Origin of the sequence: Bradyrhizobium sp. AC87j1, assembly GCF_002936975.1 — a bacterium.
GTDB lineage: Bacteria > Pseudomonadota > Alphaproteobacteria > Rhizobiales > Xanthobacteraceae > Bradyrhizobium > Bradyrhizobium shewense.
Genome location: NZ_PTFE01000005.1, coordinates 114,562 through 130,230 on the forward strand (window position 1 = coordinate 114,562; position 15,669 = coordinate 130,230).

Annotated in this window: 15 protein-coding genes; all 15 read left to right on the forward strand. The window is 64.6% G+C overall.

Annotated features, from left to right (window positions below; translation table 11 throughout):
• The first annotated feature begins 30 nt into the window (after positions 1-30).
• Positions 31-1,170 (forward strand): zinc-binding dehydrogenase, encoded by a 1,140-nt coding sequence (locus tag CV770_RS05300; protein ID WP_104461570.1) that lies wholly within the window; start codon positions 31-33, stop codon positions 1,168-1,170.
• A 114-nt stretch (positions 1,171-1,284) separates the two neighbouring features.
• Positions 1,285-2,283, forward strand: a complete 999-nt coding sequence (locus CV770_RS05305; protein ID WP_104461571.1) for an MBL fold metallo-hydrolase — start codon at positions 1,285-1,287, stop codon at positions 2,281-2,283.
• Positions 2,284-2,555: 272 nt separating this feature from the next.
• Positions 2,556-3,107, forward strand: a complete 552-nt coding sequence (locus CV770_RS05310; protein ID WP_104461572.1) for an NADPH-dependent FMN reductase — start codon at positions 2,556-2,558, stop codon at positions 3,105-3,107.
• A gap of 137 nt (positions 3,108-3,244) precedes the next feature.
• Positions 3,245-3,562, forward strand: coding sequence for an FtsB family cell division protein (locus CV770_RS05315; RefSeq protein WP_018320286.1), 318 nt, complete (start codon positions 3,245-3,247; stop codon positions 3,560-3,562).
• A gap of 216 nt (positions 3,563-3,778) precedes the next feature.
• Positions 3,779-4,738, forward strand: a complete 960-nt coding sequence (locus CV770_RS05320) for a helix-turn-helix domain-containing protein (protein ID WP_201759704.1) — start codon at positions 3,779-3,781, stop codon at positions 4,736-4,738.
• A gap of 278 nt (positions 4,739-5,016) precedes the next feature.
• Positions 5,017-6,534 carry an aldehyde dehydrogenase gene (gene adh, locus CV770_RS05325; protein ID WP_104461574.1) on the forward strand — a complete coding sequence of 506 codons (1,518 nt, stop codon included), beginning with the start codon at positions 5,017-5,019 and terminating at the stop codon, positions 6,532-6,534.
• Between the two features lie 268 nt (positions 6,535-6,802).
• Positions 6,803-7,825 carry a pyruvate dehydrogenase (acetyl-transferring) E1 component subunit alpha gene (pdhA, locus tag CV770_RS05330; RefSeq protein ID WP_091965730.1) on the forward strand — a complete coding sequence of 341 codons (1,023 nt, stop codon included), beginning with the start codon at positions 6,803-6,805 and terminating at the stop codon, positions 7,823-7,825.
• 29 nt (positions 7,826-7,854) lie between these two features.
• Positions 7,855-9,237: a pyruvate dehydrogenase complex E1 component subunit beta gene (locus tag CV770_RS05335; RefSeq protein WP_091965729.1), complete on the forward strand. Its 1,383-nt coding sequence runs from the start codon at positions 7,855-7,857 to the stop codon at positions 9,235-9,237.
• A gap of 3 nt (positions 9,238-9,240) precedes the next feature.
• The gene (locus tag CV770_RS05340) at positions 9,241-9,543 is read left to right on the forward strand and encodes a DUF5076 domain-containing protein (protein ID WP_018320291.1); all 303 of its coding nucleotides are present in this window, start codon (positions 9,241-9,243) and stop codon (positions 9,541-9,543) included.
• A gap of 2 nt (positions 9,544-9,545) precedes the next feature.
• On the forward strand, positions 9,546-9,998 hold the full coding sequence (locus CV770_RS05345) for a nucleoside deaminase (RefSeq protein ID WP_104461575.1): 453 nt from the start codon (positions 9,546-9,548) through the stop codon (positions 9,996-9,998).
• A 62-nt stretch (positions 9,999-10,060) separates the two neighbouring features.
• Positions 10,061-11,419 (forward strand): pyruvate dehydrogenase complex dihydrolipoamide acetyltransferase, encoded by a 1,359-nt coding sequence (locus CV770_RS05350; RefSeq protein ID WP_104461576.1) that lies wholly within the window; start codon positions 10,061-10,063, stop codon positions 11,417-11,419.
• Between the two features lie 22 nt (positions 11,420-11,441).
• Entirely contained in the window at positions 11,442-11,675 is a 234-nt protein-coding gene (locus tag CV770_RS05355) for a hypothetical protein (RefSeq protein WP_104461577.1), read from the forward strand.
• A 17-nt stretch (positions 11,676-11,692) separates the two neighbouring features.
• Positions 11,693-13,114: a dihydrolipoyl dehydrogenase gene (lpdA, locus tag CV770_RS05360; RefSeq protein WP_091965726.1), complete on the forward strand. Its 1,422-nt coding sequence runs from the start codon at positions 11,693-11,695 to the stop codon at positions 13,112-13,114.
• 233 nt (positions 13,115-13,347) lie between these two features.
• On the forward strand, positions 13,348-14,589 hold the full coding sequence (locus CV770_RS05365; RefSeq protein WP_104461578.1) for a threonine synthase: 1,242 nt from the start codon (positions 13,348-13,350) through the stop codon (positions 14,587-14,589).
• 87 nt (positions 14,590-14,676) lie between these two features.
• Positions 14,677-15,648, forward strand: coding sequence for a tripartite tricarboxylate transporter substrate binding protein BugD (locus CV770_RS05370; RefSeq protein WP_091965725.1), 972 nt, complete (start codon positions 14,677-14,679; stop codon positions 15,646-15,648).
• Positions 15,649-15,669: the final 21 nt, after the last annotated feature.

Sequence of the window (15,669 nt, forward strand, 5' to 3'; positions counted from 1 at the left end):
TCGAGAAAAGACGGACAGGGGAGGATCGACATGAGCGACGGCAAGACCGGACTGCAACTGCGTTCGCTGCTGAAGAAGAGCGGCGAGCTGGAATTGTCCCTCGTGAATGTCCCGACCCCGGAGCCGGCCGACGATGAGGTCGTGGTTCGAGTCGAGGCGACGCCGATCAACCCGTCCGATCTCGGCCTCCTGATCGGGCCCGCCGACATGTCGGCTGCCAAGGCCTCCGGCACGAAGGAGATGCCGGTCATCACCGCGACGATGCCGGAGGCTGCGATGCGGATGATGGGAGCCCGGCTCGATCAGTCGTTGCCGGTGGGCAACGAGGGCGCCGGCACGGTGATCGCGGCCGGATCGTCGGACGCTGCGAAGGCGCTGATGGGCAAGACCGTGTCGATGATCGGCGGCGCGATGTACACGCAGTACCGCGTGCTGAAGGTCCGCGACCTCATGGAGCTGCCGGCGGGCACCACGGCCGCCGACGGCGCATCCTGGTTCGTCAATCCGCTGACCGCGCTCGGCATGACCGAGACGATGCGGCGGGAGGGCCACAAGGCGCTCGTGCACACCGCAGCGGCGTCCAATCTCGGCCAGATGCTCAACAAGATCTGCATCAAGGACGGCATCGGCCTCGTCAACATCGTCAGGAGCAAGGAGCAGGCCGATATCCTGCACAAGATCGGCGCCAAGCACGTCGTGGATTCCAGCGCGCCTGGTTTCACCGATGATCTCACCAATGCGCTGGTCGAGACCGGCGCCACGATCGCCTTCGATGCCATCGGCGGCGGCAAGCTGGCGAGCCAGATTCTGACCGCCATGGAAGTTGCCGCCAACAAGACTGCGAAGGAATACAGCCGCTACGGCTCCAACGTATACAAGCAGATCTATATCTACGGCAGCCTCGACAACCGTGCGACCGAATTGAGCCGGTCGTTCGGACTGACCTGGGGCGTCGGCGGCTGGCTGCTGACGCCGTTCCTCCAGAACATCGGTCCGGCCGAGATCGGACGGTTGCGTCAGCGCGTCGCGTCCGAGCTCAAGACCACCTTCGCCAGTCACTACACCAAGGTGGTGTCGCTGACCGACGTGCTCGATCCCGCCAACATCGCGGTGTACGCCAAACGCGCCACCGGCGAAAAATTCCTCATCAACCCAAATAAATCATCGTGATCTGCGACGGCAGGTCACCGAAGGAAGGTCTTGCCTTCTGAGCGAAGCCGGAGATTATTCCGCCGCCATTTGAACGCGGAAAAAACCGCGGGGCGCTCAGAAGGGGACCTCTCCATGACTGATCTCAATCGCCGTCATTTGCTCACAGGCGCCGCTGCCCTCGGTGCGGCTGCCGTATCCGGCTTCGGGCCGACCGCGGCCAATGCCTCAGTGCCGCCGACCGGCACGCAAGCGCCGGGCTTCTATCGCTACAAGGTCGGCAGCTACGAGTGCACCTCGATCAATGACGGTGCGCGCACCTTCCCGATGCCGGATAAGTTCGTCGCCAACATACCGAAGGACGAGGCGCTGGCGGCGGGTGAGGCGGCTTACATGCCGAAGGGCATGGTCACGATTCCGTTCAACCCGCAGCTCATCAATACCGGCTCGAAGCTCGTCCTGATCGACACGGGAAACGGCATTGCCAATCTCGAGGCGAGCAAAGGCGCTGTCGGCCGCACATTGCAGAACCTCCAGGCTGCTGGCGTCGACCCCAAGAACGTCGACGTTGTGCTGCTGTCGCATATGCATGGCGACCACATCAACGGCATTCGCCTGGCCGACGGCGCGTTGGCCTTTCCGAATGCGGAGATCATGGTGCCCGGCAAGGAGTGGGAGTTCTGGGCCAGTGAGGAGAACGCTGCCAAGGCCGAGTCCAATCAGGCGCTGAAGAACAATTTCGCCAACGTGAAGAAGATCTTCGCTGGCCTCGAGTCCAAGGTGACGAAGTACGAGTGGGGCAAGGAGGTCGCGCCGGGCATCACCTCGATCGCAACTCCGGGTCACACGCCGGGCCACACCTCGTTCGCGGTCGCATCGGGCGATGCCAAGGTGCTGATCCAATCCGACGTCACTAACATCCCGGAATTCTTCCTGCGCAATCCCGACTGGCACGTGATTTTCGACATGGATGCAGGGATGGCGCAGGCGACGCGCCACAAGTTCTACGACATGGCGGCGGCGGAGAAAGCGACCGTGGTCGGCTTCCACTTCACGTTCCCGTCGGTCGGTCATGTCGTAAAGGACGGCGCCAAATACCGACTGGTCCCGTCGGCGTGGAATCCGACGATCTGAGTTGGTTCGATTGTGTGAAACGTCAGGCCGCCTTTGGGCGGCCTGATTGCGTTGAGATCGTAGCCCGGATGGAGCGCAGCGTAATCCGGGGTCTTGCCCCAAGCTGCGCCGGTCCCGAATTGCGCTACGCTCCATCCGGGCTACTGGCGAGAACCATCTGCTTTCGCGAAACACAGCGTTTCCAAATCGGGCCGGTTCATGCACTTGCATTAAATGATCCGGATCGCTTAAGTGCCGCCCGGCACTCCAGCTCAAGCCCTCAAGGACACCTCATGGCCTACAACATCGTCACGATCGCCGGCAGCCTGCGCAAGGACAGCTTTTCGTTGAAGATCGCCAATGCACTGGCCAAGCTTGCGCCTGATACGCTCAAGCTCGAGGTCGTCACGCCGGCCGGCATCTCGTTCTTCAACCAGGACCTCGAGGGCGCGCCGCCCGCGGACTGGCTGGCCTTCCGCGACAGGCTCCAGAAGTCGGACGGCGTCATCTTCGTCACGCCCGAATACAATCGCGCAATCCCGGGCGTGCTGAAGAATGCCATCGACGTTGCCTCGCGGCCCTACGGCAAGAGCTCGTTCAACGGCAAGCCGGTCGGCATCGTTTCGAACTCGCCTGGTCCGCTCGGCGGCGTCAGCGCCGCAAAGACGCTCCAGAACATCCTGCCGGGCATTGCGGGCCCGATCATGCAGCAGCCGGAGATCTATCTGAACGCGGTCGGCGATGCCTTCGACGCGGAGGGTAATTTGACCAAAGATTCCCTGAAAACGGTGCTGCAGCAGTACATCGGCGCCTTCGCCACGCACGTTGCGAAACATCAGGGCTGAGGGGGTGTCATTCCGGGGCGGCTCGAAGAGCCGAACCCGGAATCTCGAGATTCCGGGTTCGATGCAGCGCATCGCCCCGGAATGACGGCTGGCTCCGGATTAGCACTCCCTTAACCAACCTGTCTCATCTTCCCAAGATGGTCTCCCGCGCGCGCCTGAAATCGATCCTGACCGGTCTTGCCCTCTACGCGATGGCGGCCGCCATCGTCGGCTATTTCGGCGTCAACGCCTATACCGGCAAATACGGCCTCAATGCCCGCCAGGAACTCGACCAGGAGATCATCGCGCTGACCAGCGAACTGGCCCAGCTCAAGCGTGAGCGCGCCAGGAGCGAGCAGCGGGTGTCGCTGCTGCGGTCCGAGCGGATCGACCCCGACATGCTGGACGAGCGGGCGCGCTTCCAGCTCGACTACGTCAATCCGCGCGATCTCGTTCGGATGATCCCGGCGCACTAGCGCTTTCCGCAGCTTTCGAAACCGACAGCGAAAGCCGCCGCCAAAATCCGACCACAGTGCCTTTCCTCCTGCGAAGGTCGTAAGTCCGGAACCGCGCGGCCGCCTTGACGGCAGTGCCGCAGCGGGGTCATGGCTTCTGTGGCGCTCTTCCGAAGTTGACGCAGATCAAACGGGTGGCGCCGGCACGATCTAGTCTGTCATCCGGAGGAAATAGTGATGAATGGGTCAATGCCCCGGCATCACGCGGCTCGCGTCGAGGCCGCCATCGCGTCAGGCCAGGCGGCACGATCCGCGCTTGTGGCCTCGTGGCGCCGTTCGTCCAGATTGCATCACCTCGATCCCGGCGGCCGCACCTCGCCGATGCGGCTGACCGAAGCCGAGCTGCACGAGGCGCGCGAGCGCATCGCGCCGCTCCTGGCCGCGGCGCAAGGCGCGATGGACCGGCTCTATCAGGCCGTCGGCGCGAGCGGCTGCTGCGTGCTGCTCGCCGACGGCGAGGGCGTGCCGGTCGATCGTCGCGGCACGGCGGCGGACGATGCGACGTTTCAATCCTGGGGCCTTTGGACCGGTGCGCTCTGGAGCGAGGAGCACGAGGGCACCAACGGCATCGGCACCTGCCTCGTCGAGCAGCGTCCGCTGACGATCGACCGCGACCAACATTTCTTCACCCGCAACACGCTTCTGAGTTGCACCGCCGTTCCGATCTACGACCATGAAGCGGCGCTCGCGGGCGTGCTCGACGTCTCCTCCTGCCGCGCCGACCGCACCGACGCGTTTTCCAGCCTGATCGCGCTTGCGACGGGCGAGGCGGCCAGGCGTATCGAAGCCGATCTGTTCCGCAGGGCCTTCAGCCATGCCCGCATCGTCTTGACGCAAGCTGCGGACGGTCAATGCGGCGGCCTCATTGCGGTCGATGCGGACGATCTCGTGATCGGCGCAACCCGCTCCGCCCGGGCGGCGCTGGGAATTGCCCCGGGCCGGGCATTGCAGCCGGTGCCCGCAGCCGATCTGCTCGGCGGCGAACCCGCGCGCGATCATCTTGCCGGCGGCCAGCGCGCGGTGGTGCAGCGCGCGCTGCTCCGCGCCGGCGGCAATGTCTCGGCGGCCGCCAAGGCCCTCGGCGTCAGCCGCGCCACGCTGCACAGAAAGCTCAAGCGGTTCGAACTGAACCACTGAGCCGCAGTTTCCTCAGTCGTCATTGCGAGCGCAGCGAAGCAATCCAGGATCTTTCCGCGGAGGGACTCTGGATTGCTTCGCTGCGCTCGCAATGACGATGTAGAGGCCGCGAGCGCTTCGTCTTGCACCGGCCTCACCCACGAATGTCGCAGAACTGCGACAGGTCGGCGCCGCCATCGCTCCCATCGGGGCTGACAGAAAACACCTCCCGCGACATCGTCTGCGCAAGTCGCGACCACGCGACGAATTGCGCAAACAGCAAACATCGGGAGTGATCAATGAACAAGGTGGAATTCCTCAGCGTCACCAAAGTTCCCTTCGCCGAACGCTATGACAATTTCATCGGCGGCAAATTCGTCGCGCCGATCTCCGGCAAATATTTCGACAACGCCTCGCCGGTGAACGGCCAGATCGTCTGCAAGATCGCGCGCTCGGACGCGCAGGACGTCGAGCTGGCCCTCGACGCGGCGCATGCCGCCAAGGGTGCCTGGGGCCGTACCAGCGTCGCCGAGCGCGCCGCGGTCCTGAACCGGATCGCCGACCGCATGGAAGAAAATCTCGAGCGTCTCGCCATCGCCGAGACCTGGGACAACGGCAAGCCGATCCGCGAGACCCGCGCCGCCGACATCCCGCTCGCCATTGATCACTTCCGTTACTTCGCCGGCGTGGTGCGGGCCCAGGAGGGCTCGATCGGCGAGATCGACCACGACACCATCGCCTATCATTTCCACGAGCCGCTCGGTGTGGTTGGCCAGATCATCCCCTGGAACTTCCCGCTGCTGATGGCCTGTTGGAAGCTCGCCCCCGCTCTCGCCGCCGGCAATTGCGTCGTGCTGAAGCCTGCCGAGCAGACCCCGGCCTCGATCATGGTCTGGGCCGAAATCATCGGCGACCTGCTGCCGCCCGGCGTCCTCAACATCGTCAACGGCTTTGGTCTGGAAGCCGGCAAGCCGCTGGCCTCCAGCCCACGGATCGCGAAGATCGCTTTCACCGGCGAGACCTCGACGGGCCGGCTGATCATGCAGTACGCCAGCCAGAACCTCATTCCGGTCACGCTGGAGCTCGGTGGCAAGTCGCCGAACATCTTCTTCAACGACGTCACCGCCGAGGACGACGATTACTTCGACAAGGCGATCGAAGGCTTCGTCATGTTCGCGCTGAACCAGGGCGAGGTCTGCACCTGTCCGAGCCGCGCGCTGGTCCATGCCGACATCTATGACCGCTTCATAGAGCGGGCTCTGAAGCGCGTCGCGGCGATCAAGCAGGGCGACCCGCGCGATGCCGCCACCATGATCGGCGCCCAGGCATCCGGCGAGCAGCTCGCAAAAATCCTGTCCTACATCGACATTGGCAAGCGGGAGGGGGCCAAGGTGCTGGCCGGCGGCGGACGTGCCGAGCTCGGCGGCGATCTCGCCGGCGGCTTCTACGTCAAGCCGACCGTGTTCGAGGGCCACAACAAGATGCGAATCTTCCAGGAGGAGATCTTTGGCCCCGTGGTCTCGGTCACGACCTTCAGGAACGACGAGGAGGCGCTCGAGATCGCCAACGACACCCTCTACGGCCTCGGGGCCGGCGTCTGGAGCCGCGATGCCAATCGCTGCTACCGCTTCGGCCGGGCCATCCAGGCCGGCCGGGTCTGGACCAACTGCTACCACGCCTATCCCGCCCATGCGGCGTTCGGCGGCTACAAGCAGTCGGGCGTCGGTCGCGAGACCCACAAGATGATGCTCGATCATTATCAGCAGACCAAGAATCTCCTGGTCAGCTACAGCCCGAAGAAGCTCGGCTTCTTCTGATCGAGGTGCGGAGAGGGCGGCGCCATCTTGGCGCCGTCCGCTCCGAAGGCCCGGATCGGCATGGTCCATAGTTCTTGATCCGGCCACGAATCTGCACGTGCACGTGACGCGCATAGATTTGTTGCCCGATCAGCGCCAAAGATTTTCCAATATTTCGGCCACGTTGCACTGCGGCATAATGAAAGTCGTGCCATGCCGCTGCGGTGCTTTCCAAGGGCGTTTGAGTTGGGTTAGAGAGGACGAAAGTTTTCTCTGACCCGGAATTCCCATGGCCGCACCCAAGAAAGCCGCCGCAAGCACTCCACAGGACAAGACCGACGGCGGTTCGCCCCCGGAATTCACGAGGGAGCAGGAGCTCAAGGCGCTCCGCGACATGCTCCTGATCCGGCGGTTCGAGGAAAAGGCCGGCCAGCTCTATGGCATGGGCGCGATCGGCGGCTTCTGTCACCTCTATATCGGCCAGGAGGCCGTGGTGGTCGGCATGCAGATGGCCCTGAAGCAGGGCGATCAGGTCATTACCGGCTATCGCGATCACGGCCACATGCTTGCCACCGGCATGGATGCCAACGGCGTCATGGCCGAGCTCACCGGTCGCCGCGGCGGCTATTCCAAGGGCAAGGGCGGCTCCATGCACATGTTCAGCAAGGAGAAGCACTTTTACGGCGGCCACGGCATCGTCGGCGCCCAGGTCTCGCTCGGCACGGGTCTGGCCTTCGCCAACCACTATCGCGGCAACGACAATGTCAGCGTCACCTATTTCGGCGACGGCGCGGCCAACCAGGGCCAGGTCTATGAGAGCTTCAACATGGCGGAGCTCTGGAAGCTGCCGGTGATCTTCGTCATCGAGAACAACCGCTACGCCATGGGCACCTCGGTCTCGCGCGCCTCGGCACAGCAGGATTTCTCCAAGCGCGGTGCGTCCTTCAACATCCCCGGCAAGCAGGTCGACGGCATGGACGTCCGCGCCGTCAAGGCCGCCGGCGACGAAGCCGCCGCCTGGTGCCGCGCCGGCAAGGGTCCCTTCATCCTGGAGATGCAGACCTACCGCTATCGCGGCCACTCGATGTCCGACCCTGCAAAATATCGCACGCGCGAGGAGGTCGAGAAGGTCCGCCACGACCAGGACCCGATCGAGCAGGTGCGCAACCGCCTCTTGGCTGCCAAGGTCAGCGAGGCCGATCTCAAGGCGATCGACGCCGAGGTGCGCGACATCGTCAACGCGTCCGCCGATTTCGCCCAACATGATCCCGAGCCGGATGCCGCCGAGCTCTGGACCGACGTTTACCGCTGAACGCGCGCAAGCTTTCTTTTGGAGTCGCTATGCCAATTCAAGTGCTGATGCCCGCGTTGTCGCCCACGATGGAGAAGGGCAACCTCGCCAAATGGCTGAAGAAAGAGGGCGAGACGATCAAGTCCGGCGATGTCATCGCCGAGATCGAGACCGATAAGGCGACCATGGAGGTCGAAGCGACCGACGAGGGGACGCTCGGCAAGATCCTGATCCCCGAGGGCACCGCCGACGTCGCGGTGAACACGCCGATCGCGACCATCCTTGCCGACGGCGAAAGCGCGGCTGATTTGGCCAAGACGCCGGCACCCGCGCAGAAGGCTGCCGAATCCGCGCCGCCTGCCGCCGCAAAGGCTGAGGCGGCCGCGCCCAAGGCGGCGCCGGCGCCGCAGGCCGTCGCCGAGCCCGATCCGGAAGTGCCCGCCGGCACCGAGATGATCACGCAGACCATCCGCGAAGCCTTGCGCGATGCCATGGCCGAAGAGATGCGCCGCGACGCCGACGTCTTCGTGATGGGCGAAGAGGTCGCCGAATATCAGGGCGCCTACAAGGTGACGCAGGGCCTGCTCCAGGAGTTCGGCGCCAAGCGCGTCATCGACACCCCGATCACCGAGCACGGCTTTGCCGGTGTCGGCGTCGGTGCCGCGATGACGGGCCTCAAGCCCATCGTCGAGTTCATGACCTTCAACTTCGCCATGCAGGCGATCGACCAGATCATCAACTCCGCGGCCAAGACGCTCTATATGTCCGGCGGGCAGATGGGCTGCTCGATCGTGTTCCGCGGACCGAACGGCGCGGCTGCGCGCGTCGCCGCCCAGCACAGCCAGGATTATTCGGCCTGGTACTCGAACGTCCCCGGCCTGAAGGTCGTCGCGCCGTTCTCGGCCGCCGACTACAAGGGGCTTCTGAAGGCCGCGATTCGCGATCCCAATCCGGTGATCTTCCTCGAGAACGAGGTGCTCTACGGCCACACCGGTGAGGTGCCGAAGCTCGACGACTTCGTGATCCCGATCGGCAAGGCCCGCATCGTGCGTTCCGGCAGCCATGTCTCGATCATCTCCTGGTCGAACGGCATGACCTATGCGCTGAAAGCGGCCGATGAGCTTGCCAAGGAGGGCATCGAGGCCGAGGTGATCGATCTGCGCACGCTGCGGCCGATGGACACCGAGACCATCATCAACTCCGTCAAGAAGACGGGGCGCGCCGTCACGGTGGAAGAGGGCTGGGCCCAGAGCGGCGTCGGCGCCGAGATTGCCGCGCGCATCATGGAGAATGCCTTCGATTATCTGGACGCGCCTGTGACGCGCGTCTCCGGCAAGGACGTGCCGATGCCCTATGCCGCGAACCTGGAGAAGCTCGCGCTGCCGTCGGCGGCAGAAGTCGTCGAGGCCGCCAAAGCCGTCTGCTACAGGTAGATCATGGCGGGCCCGAAGGAGCAGCCACTTCCGCCCGACGTCATGACCCGCGACGACGCGGTCGAGATCCTGCGCGTATTCGTGCTGGACGGCGGGCTGTCGATGGCGTTCCAACGCGCCTTCGAGGAGCCCGACATGTGGGGCTTGCTGCTCGTCGATCTCGCCCGCCACGCCGCGCGCGCCTATGCGCGCGAGAGCGAATATACCGAAGAGGACGCGCTGAACCGGATCCTGGAGATGTTCCAGGCCGAGATCGAGCGTCCCACGGACACCGGCACCACGACGCCGCGCGGCAAGGGACACTGACCGTGGCGATCGAAGCTCATCATTTCGATTTCATGCTGGAGGCGATCCGCGAGGCGGAGGCCTCGATCGCGCAGGGCGGCCTGCCGATCGGCGCCGTGCTGACGCGCGACAACAAAATCATCGCCCGCGGCCACAACAACCGCGTGCAGGAGAACAATCCGATCCTGCATGGCGAGATGACCTGCCTGCGCGAAGCCGGCGCGATCTCGTTTCACGATACCGTCATGTACACCACGCTCTCGCCATGTTCGATGTGCGCCGGCGCGCTGGGGCTGTTCAAGGTCAAGCTCGTGGTGATCGGAGAGTCCGTCACCTTCGAGGGATCCAAGGACATTCTCGACAAGTTCGGCATCCCCTGGATCGATCTTGCCGACGACCGCTCGATCACCATGATGAAGAATTGGCGTTCCATCCCTGCCAATGAGCGCCTGTGGCAGGGCGACATCGGCAACTAAACCTGGTCTGTTCGTCTCCGCTGTCGGAGACGGATTTTTGCAAAGTTCTTCTTGAGGTCAGCATGCCCATCAACATCCTGATGCCCGCTCTCTCGCCGACGATGGAGAAGGGCAACCTCGCCAAGTGGCTGAAGAAGGAAGGCGACAAGGTCAAATCCGGCGATGTCATCGCCGAGATCGAAACCGACAAGGCGACGATGGAGGTCGAGGCCATCGACGAGGGCACGATCGCCAAGATCCTGGTGCCTGAGGGCACCCAGGACGTCCCGGTCAACGACGTGATCGCGGTGCTCGCCGGCGAAGGCGAGGACGTGAAGGCGGCGGGTGCCGCCAAGCCCAGCGCTTCGGCCGCACCTCCGAAAGCTGCCGAGGCTCCTGCTGCCGCGCCTGCTCCCGCAGCTGCGCCTGCCGCTCCCAAAGCCGCGCCGCCGCCGCCGGCTGCTGCACCTGCGCCGCAGGCCCCAACTCCGGCCGCGCAGAGCAACGGCCAAGGTGGTCGCGTGTTCTCCTCGCCGCTGGCGCGGCGTCTCGCCAAGGACGCCGGCATCGACGTGTCGATGGTAACAGGCACCGGCCCGCACGGCCGTGTGGTCGCGCGCGACGTCGAGCAGGCCAAGTCGGGCAAGGGCCTCAAGGCGCCTGCCGCGGCACCGTCCGGTGCGCCCTCGATCGCGCCCACCATGTCGGACAAGCAGATCCTGTCGCTGTTCGAGCCCGGCTCCTACGACATCGTCCCGCATGACGGCATGCGCCGCACCATTGCGCAGCGCCTGACCGCGTCGATCCAGAACGTCCCGCACTTCTACCTGACCATCGACTGCGACATCGGCAAGCTGCTCGCTGCGCGCGAGGAGATCAACGCTGCCGCGCCGAAGGACAAGGAGAAGAAGCCGCTCTACAAGATCTCGGTCAACGATTTCGTCATCAAGGCGATGGCGGTGGCGCTGCAGAAGATTCCGAACTGCAACGTCAGCTGGACCGAAAGCGGCATGGTCAAGCACCACCATTCCGACGTCGGCGTCGCCGTGGCGATGCCCGGCGGCCTGATCACGCCGATCATCCGCAAGGCCGAGACCAAGACGCTCTCGACCATCTCCAACGAGATGAAGGATTTTGCCGCCCGCGCACGTTCCCGCAAATTGAAGCCCGAGGAATACCAGGGCGGCACCACGGCGGTCTCCAACCTCGGCATGTACGGCATCAGCCACTTCACCGCCGTGATCAACCCGCCGCATGCGACCATCCTCGCGGTCGGCACCAGCGAGGAGCGGCCCGTCGTGCGCGGCGGCAAGATCGAGATCGCGCACATGATGAGCGTGACCTTGTCCTGCGACCACCGTGCCATCGACGGTGCGCTCGGGGCCGAACTGATCGGCGCCTTCAAGCAGCTGATCGAAAACCCCGTCATGATGATGGTCTGACGCGGCGGCAGAGGGCGCAATTTTGCATGTCCGTACCCGCTGGCCATGGATATCGCTGCTGCTCGGAGCCGCGGTCGCGCTCAACCCGATCGGGCTCGATTTTCTGCACTCTGCGTTCTTTGCCAGTGAGCAACTGGCACGGAACATCGCCCAGCCCGTCGTGCTCATCGCTCTGGCCGTCATGGTCCTGGCGGTGATGCTCGAATGGCTGGTGAGGTCTTTTCTGGTCAAGCGCCGCGCCCGCGGCGCCTCTTGAGTTGAACGGGAGCCGCCATGGCCGATACATCCTTCGACGTCATCATCATCGGCTCCGGTCCCGGCGGCTATGTCACCGCCATCCGGGCCGCCCAGCTCGGCTTCAAGGTCGCGATCGTCGAGAAGTCGTATCTCGGCGGCATCTGCCTGAACTGGGGCTGCATTCCGACCAAGGCGCTGCTGCGCTCGGCCGAGATCTATCACTACATGCAGCACGCCAAGGACTACGGCCTGTCGGCGGAGAAGGTCTCGTTCGACCCGAAGGCCGTGGTGCAGCGCTCGCGCGGCGTCTCCAAGCGGCTGAACGACGGCGTCGGCTTCCTGATGAAGAAGAACAAGGTGAGCGTGATCTGGGGCGCGGCATCGATCGACGCACCCGGCAAGGTCACCGTGAAGAAGTCCGACGTCGAGGGCCCGAAGGGCGCGCTGGGCGAGGGGACCTATCAGGCCAAGCACATCATCATCGCGACCGGCGCGCGGCCGCGCGTGCTGCCGGGGCTCGAGCCCGACAAGAAGCTGGTCTGGACCTACTTCGAGGCCATGGTTCCGGAGCGGATGCCGAAGTCGCTGCTGGTGGTCGGCTCCGGTGCGATCGGCATCGAGTTCGCCTCGTTCTTCCACACCATGGGCTCGGACGTGACGGTGGTCGAGGTGCTGCCGCAGATCCTGCCCGTCGAAGACGCCGAGATCGCGGGCCTCGCGCGCAAGCGCCTGGAGAAGCAGGGCCTCAAGATCATGTCCTCGACCAAGGTGACCAAGCTCGAGAAGAAGGCCGACAGCGTCGTCGCCACCATCGACGACGGCAAGGGCAAGCCTGTGACCACCGAGTTCGAGCGCGTGATCTCGGCCGTCGGCGTCGTCGGCAATATCGAGAATCTCGGCCTGGAAAAAGCCGGCGTGAAGACCGACCGCGGCATCATCGTGGTCGACGGCTACGGCAAGACCAACGTCCCCGGCATCTACGCCATCGGCGACGTCGCGGGGCCCCCAATGCTCGCCCACAAGGCCGAGCATGAGGGCGTGATCTGCGTCGAGGCCATCAAGGGCCTGCATCCGCATCCCATGGACAAGAACCTGATCCCGGGCTGCACCTATTGCAATCCGCAGGTCGCCTCCGTCGGCCTCACCGAAGCCAAGGCCAAGGAGAGCGGCCGCGAGATCCGCGTCGGCCGCTTCCCCTTCGTCGGCAACGGCAAGGCGATCGCGCTCGGAGAAGACCAGGGCCTCGTCAAGGTGATCTTCGACAAGAAGACCGGCCAGCTGCTCGGCGCCCACATGGTCGGCGCTGAAGTCACCGAGCTGATCCAGGGCTACGTCGTCGCCATGAACCTGGAGACGACGGAAGAAGAGCTGATGCACACCGTGTTCCCGCATCCGACCCTGTCGGAGATGATGAAGGAAGCCGTGCTGGATGCGTATGGAAGGGTGTTGAATATTTGATGGAACGAGGGCTGCGGCACAGCGCGCTGCCATCAGTTCCGTCATCCTGAGGTGCGAGTTCGGCGGCGCACCGCGCCGCCGAGTGAGCCTCGAAGGATGAACGGCCGAGATGCAGCACCCGGGCTCGTCGCCCTTCAAGGCTCTTCATCCGGCGCGATGCGCCGCATGAAGCGCACCTCAGGGTGACGGGTCTGATAGCGAAATACGAGAACAAGAAAAGGGAAGAAGAACCCATGCACGACAACGACAACCTCACCATCGAACGCCCGACCTTCGTCACCCATCTCGAATGCGCGATGGAGGGCGACCATTACGCCGCCGACCAGGTCCACAACCTCTCCAAGGCGGGCAAGCCGCTCTTGGTGCGCTACGACCTCGCCGGCGTGAAGAAGGCGCTGACCAAAGACGCACTTGCGCAGCGGCCCGGCGACATGTGGCGCTACCGCGAGCTGCTGCCGGTGCGCAAATGCAAGGACATCGTCTCGCTCGGCGAGGTCACCACGCCGCTGATCCGGCTGCCGAAGCTCGGCAAGAAGCTCGGCGGCGGCGAGATCATCGTCAAGGACGAGGGCCGTTTGCCGACCGGCTCGTTCAAGGCGCGCGGCCTCGTGATGGCGGTGTCGATGGGCAAGGCGCTCGGCATCAAGCACATGGCCATGCCGACCAACGGCAACGCGGGCGCTGCGCTGGCGGCCTACGCCACCTCCTGCGGCATCAAGACCACGATCTTCTGCCCGGCCGATACGCCGGAGGTGAACGTCAGCGAGATCGAGCTGCAGGGCGCGACCGTCTACCGCGTCAACGGCTATATCGACGATTGCGGCAAGATCGTCGGCGAGGGCAAGGCCAAAGTCGGCTGGTTCGACACCTCGACGCTGAAGGAGCCGTACCGCATCGAAGGCAAGAAGACGATGGGCCTCGAGCTCGCCGAGCAGCTCGGCTGGGACGTGCCCGATGTGATCTTCTATCCGACCGGCGGCGGTACAGGCCTGATCGGCATGTGGAAGGCCTTCGACGAGCTCGAGAAGATCGGCTTCATCGGTTCGAAGCGCCCGCGCATGGTCGCGGTACAGGCCTCCGGCTGCGCGCCGATGGTGCGGGCCTATGACGCCGGCACCGAGCATGCGACTCGCTGGGAGGACGCCCACACCATCGCCTCGGGCATCCGCGTGCCGCAGGCGATCGGCGACTTCCTCATCTTGCGCGCGGTGCGCGAGAGCAAGGGCTTTGCCATCGCGGTCGACGACGACAAGATCTCGTCGGCGCTGAACGAGGTCGCGCGCGAGGAGGGGCTGCTGCTGTGCCCCGAGGGCGCCGCCACCTACGCCGCCTACAAGGACAGCCTCGCCGACGGCCGCGTCTCGAAGGGTGACCGCGTCATGCTGTTCAACTGCGCGACCGGCCTGAAATATCCGCTGCCGCCGGTCACCCGCACGCTCGACCGTCACAAGCCGATCGACTACACGCAGTTCTAGCGCGTCATTTCGTCTCTTCACGAACGATCCCTCTTCCCGTACGCGGGAAGAGACAAAAACAAGAACGACATCGCTGGGGAGAAAACAATGACGAAAGCCGTCTGGGCTGCGCTGTTTGCTATTCTCGCTGTGACCGGCGCCGCGCGCGCCGATGACTATCCCTCCCGTCCCATCACCATCATCGTGCCCTTCTCGGCCGGCGGCCCGTCGGATGCGATGGCGCGTGTGCTCGCCGAGCGGATGCGCACTGCGCTCGGCCAGCCCCTCGTGGTCGAGAACGTCACCGGTGCGGGCGGGTCGATCGGCGTCGGCCGCGCCGTGCAATCGCCGCCGGACGGCTACACGATCTCCTTCGGCCATCTCGGCACTCACGTCGCCAACGGGGCCGTCTACAAGCTCAAATACGACCTCGTTGCCGACCTCGAGCCGGTGGTGCTGCTGCCGAGCAATCCGATGATCGTCGTCAGCAAGAACGCGGTGCCCGCGACCTCGTTGAAAGAGCTGATCGAATGGCTGAAGTCCCGGCCGTCGCCGCCGACAGCGGGCACCGCCGGCGCCGGCTCCGGCAGCCACATCGCCGGCGTCTATTTCGAGAGCGTCTCCGGCATCAAGCTGCAATACGTGCCGTATCGCGGCACCGCGCCCGCGCTGAACGATCTCATCGCCGGCCAGATCGACGTCATCATCGACCAGACCTCCAACTCCATCGCGCAGGTCCGCGCCGGCACCATCCGCGCCTACGCCATCACCGACAGCAAGCGCCTGTCCTCGGCGCCTGAGATTCCGACCGCGGAGGAGGCGGGCTTGAAGGGTTTCAACATGACGCTGTGGTCGGGCATGTGGGTGCCGAAGGGCACGCCAAAGGAGATCGTTGCCAAACTCAATGCTGCGGCGGTGGAGGCGCTGAACGATCCGGCGGTGAAGAAGCAGCTCGAAAGCCAGGGGCTGGAGATGACGCCCAAGGACCAGCTCACGCCCGAAGCGCTCGGCACCCGTCAGAAGGCCGAGATCGCCAAATGGTGGCCAATGATCAAGGCGGCCAACATCAAGGTGGATTGAGCACGACGCATGGCCGCAGGC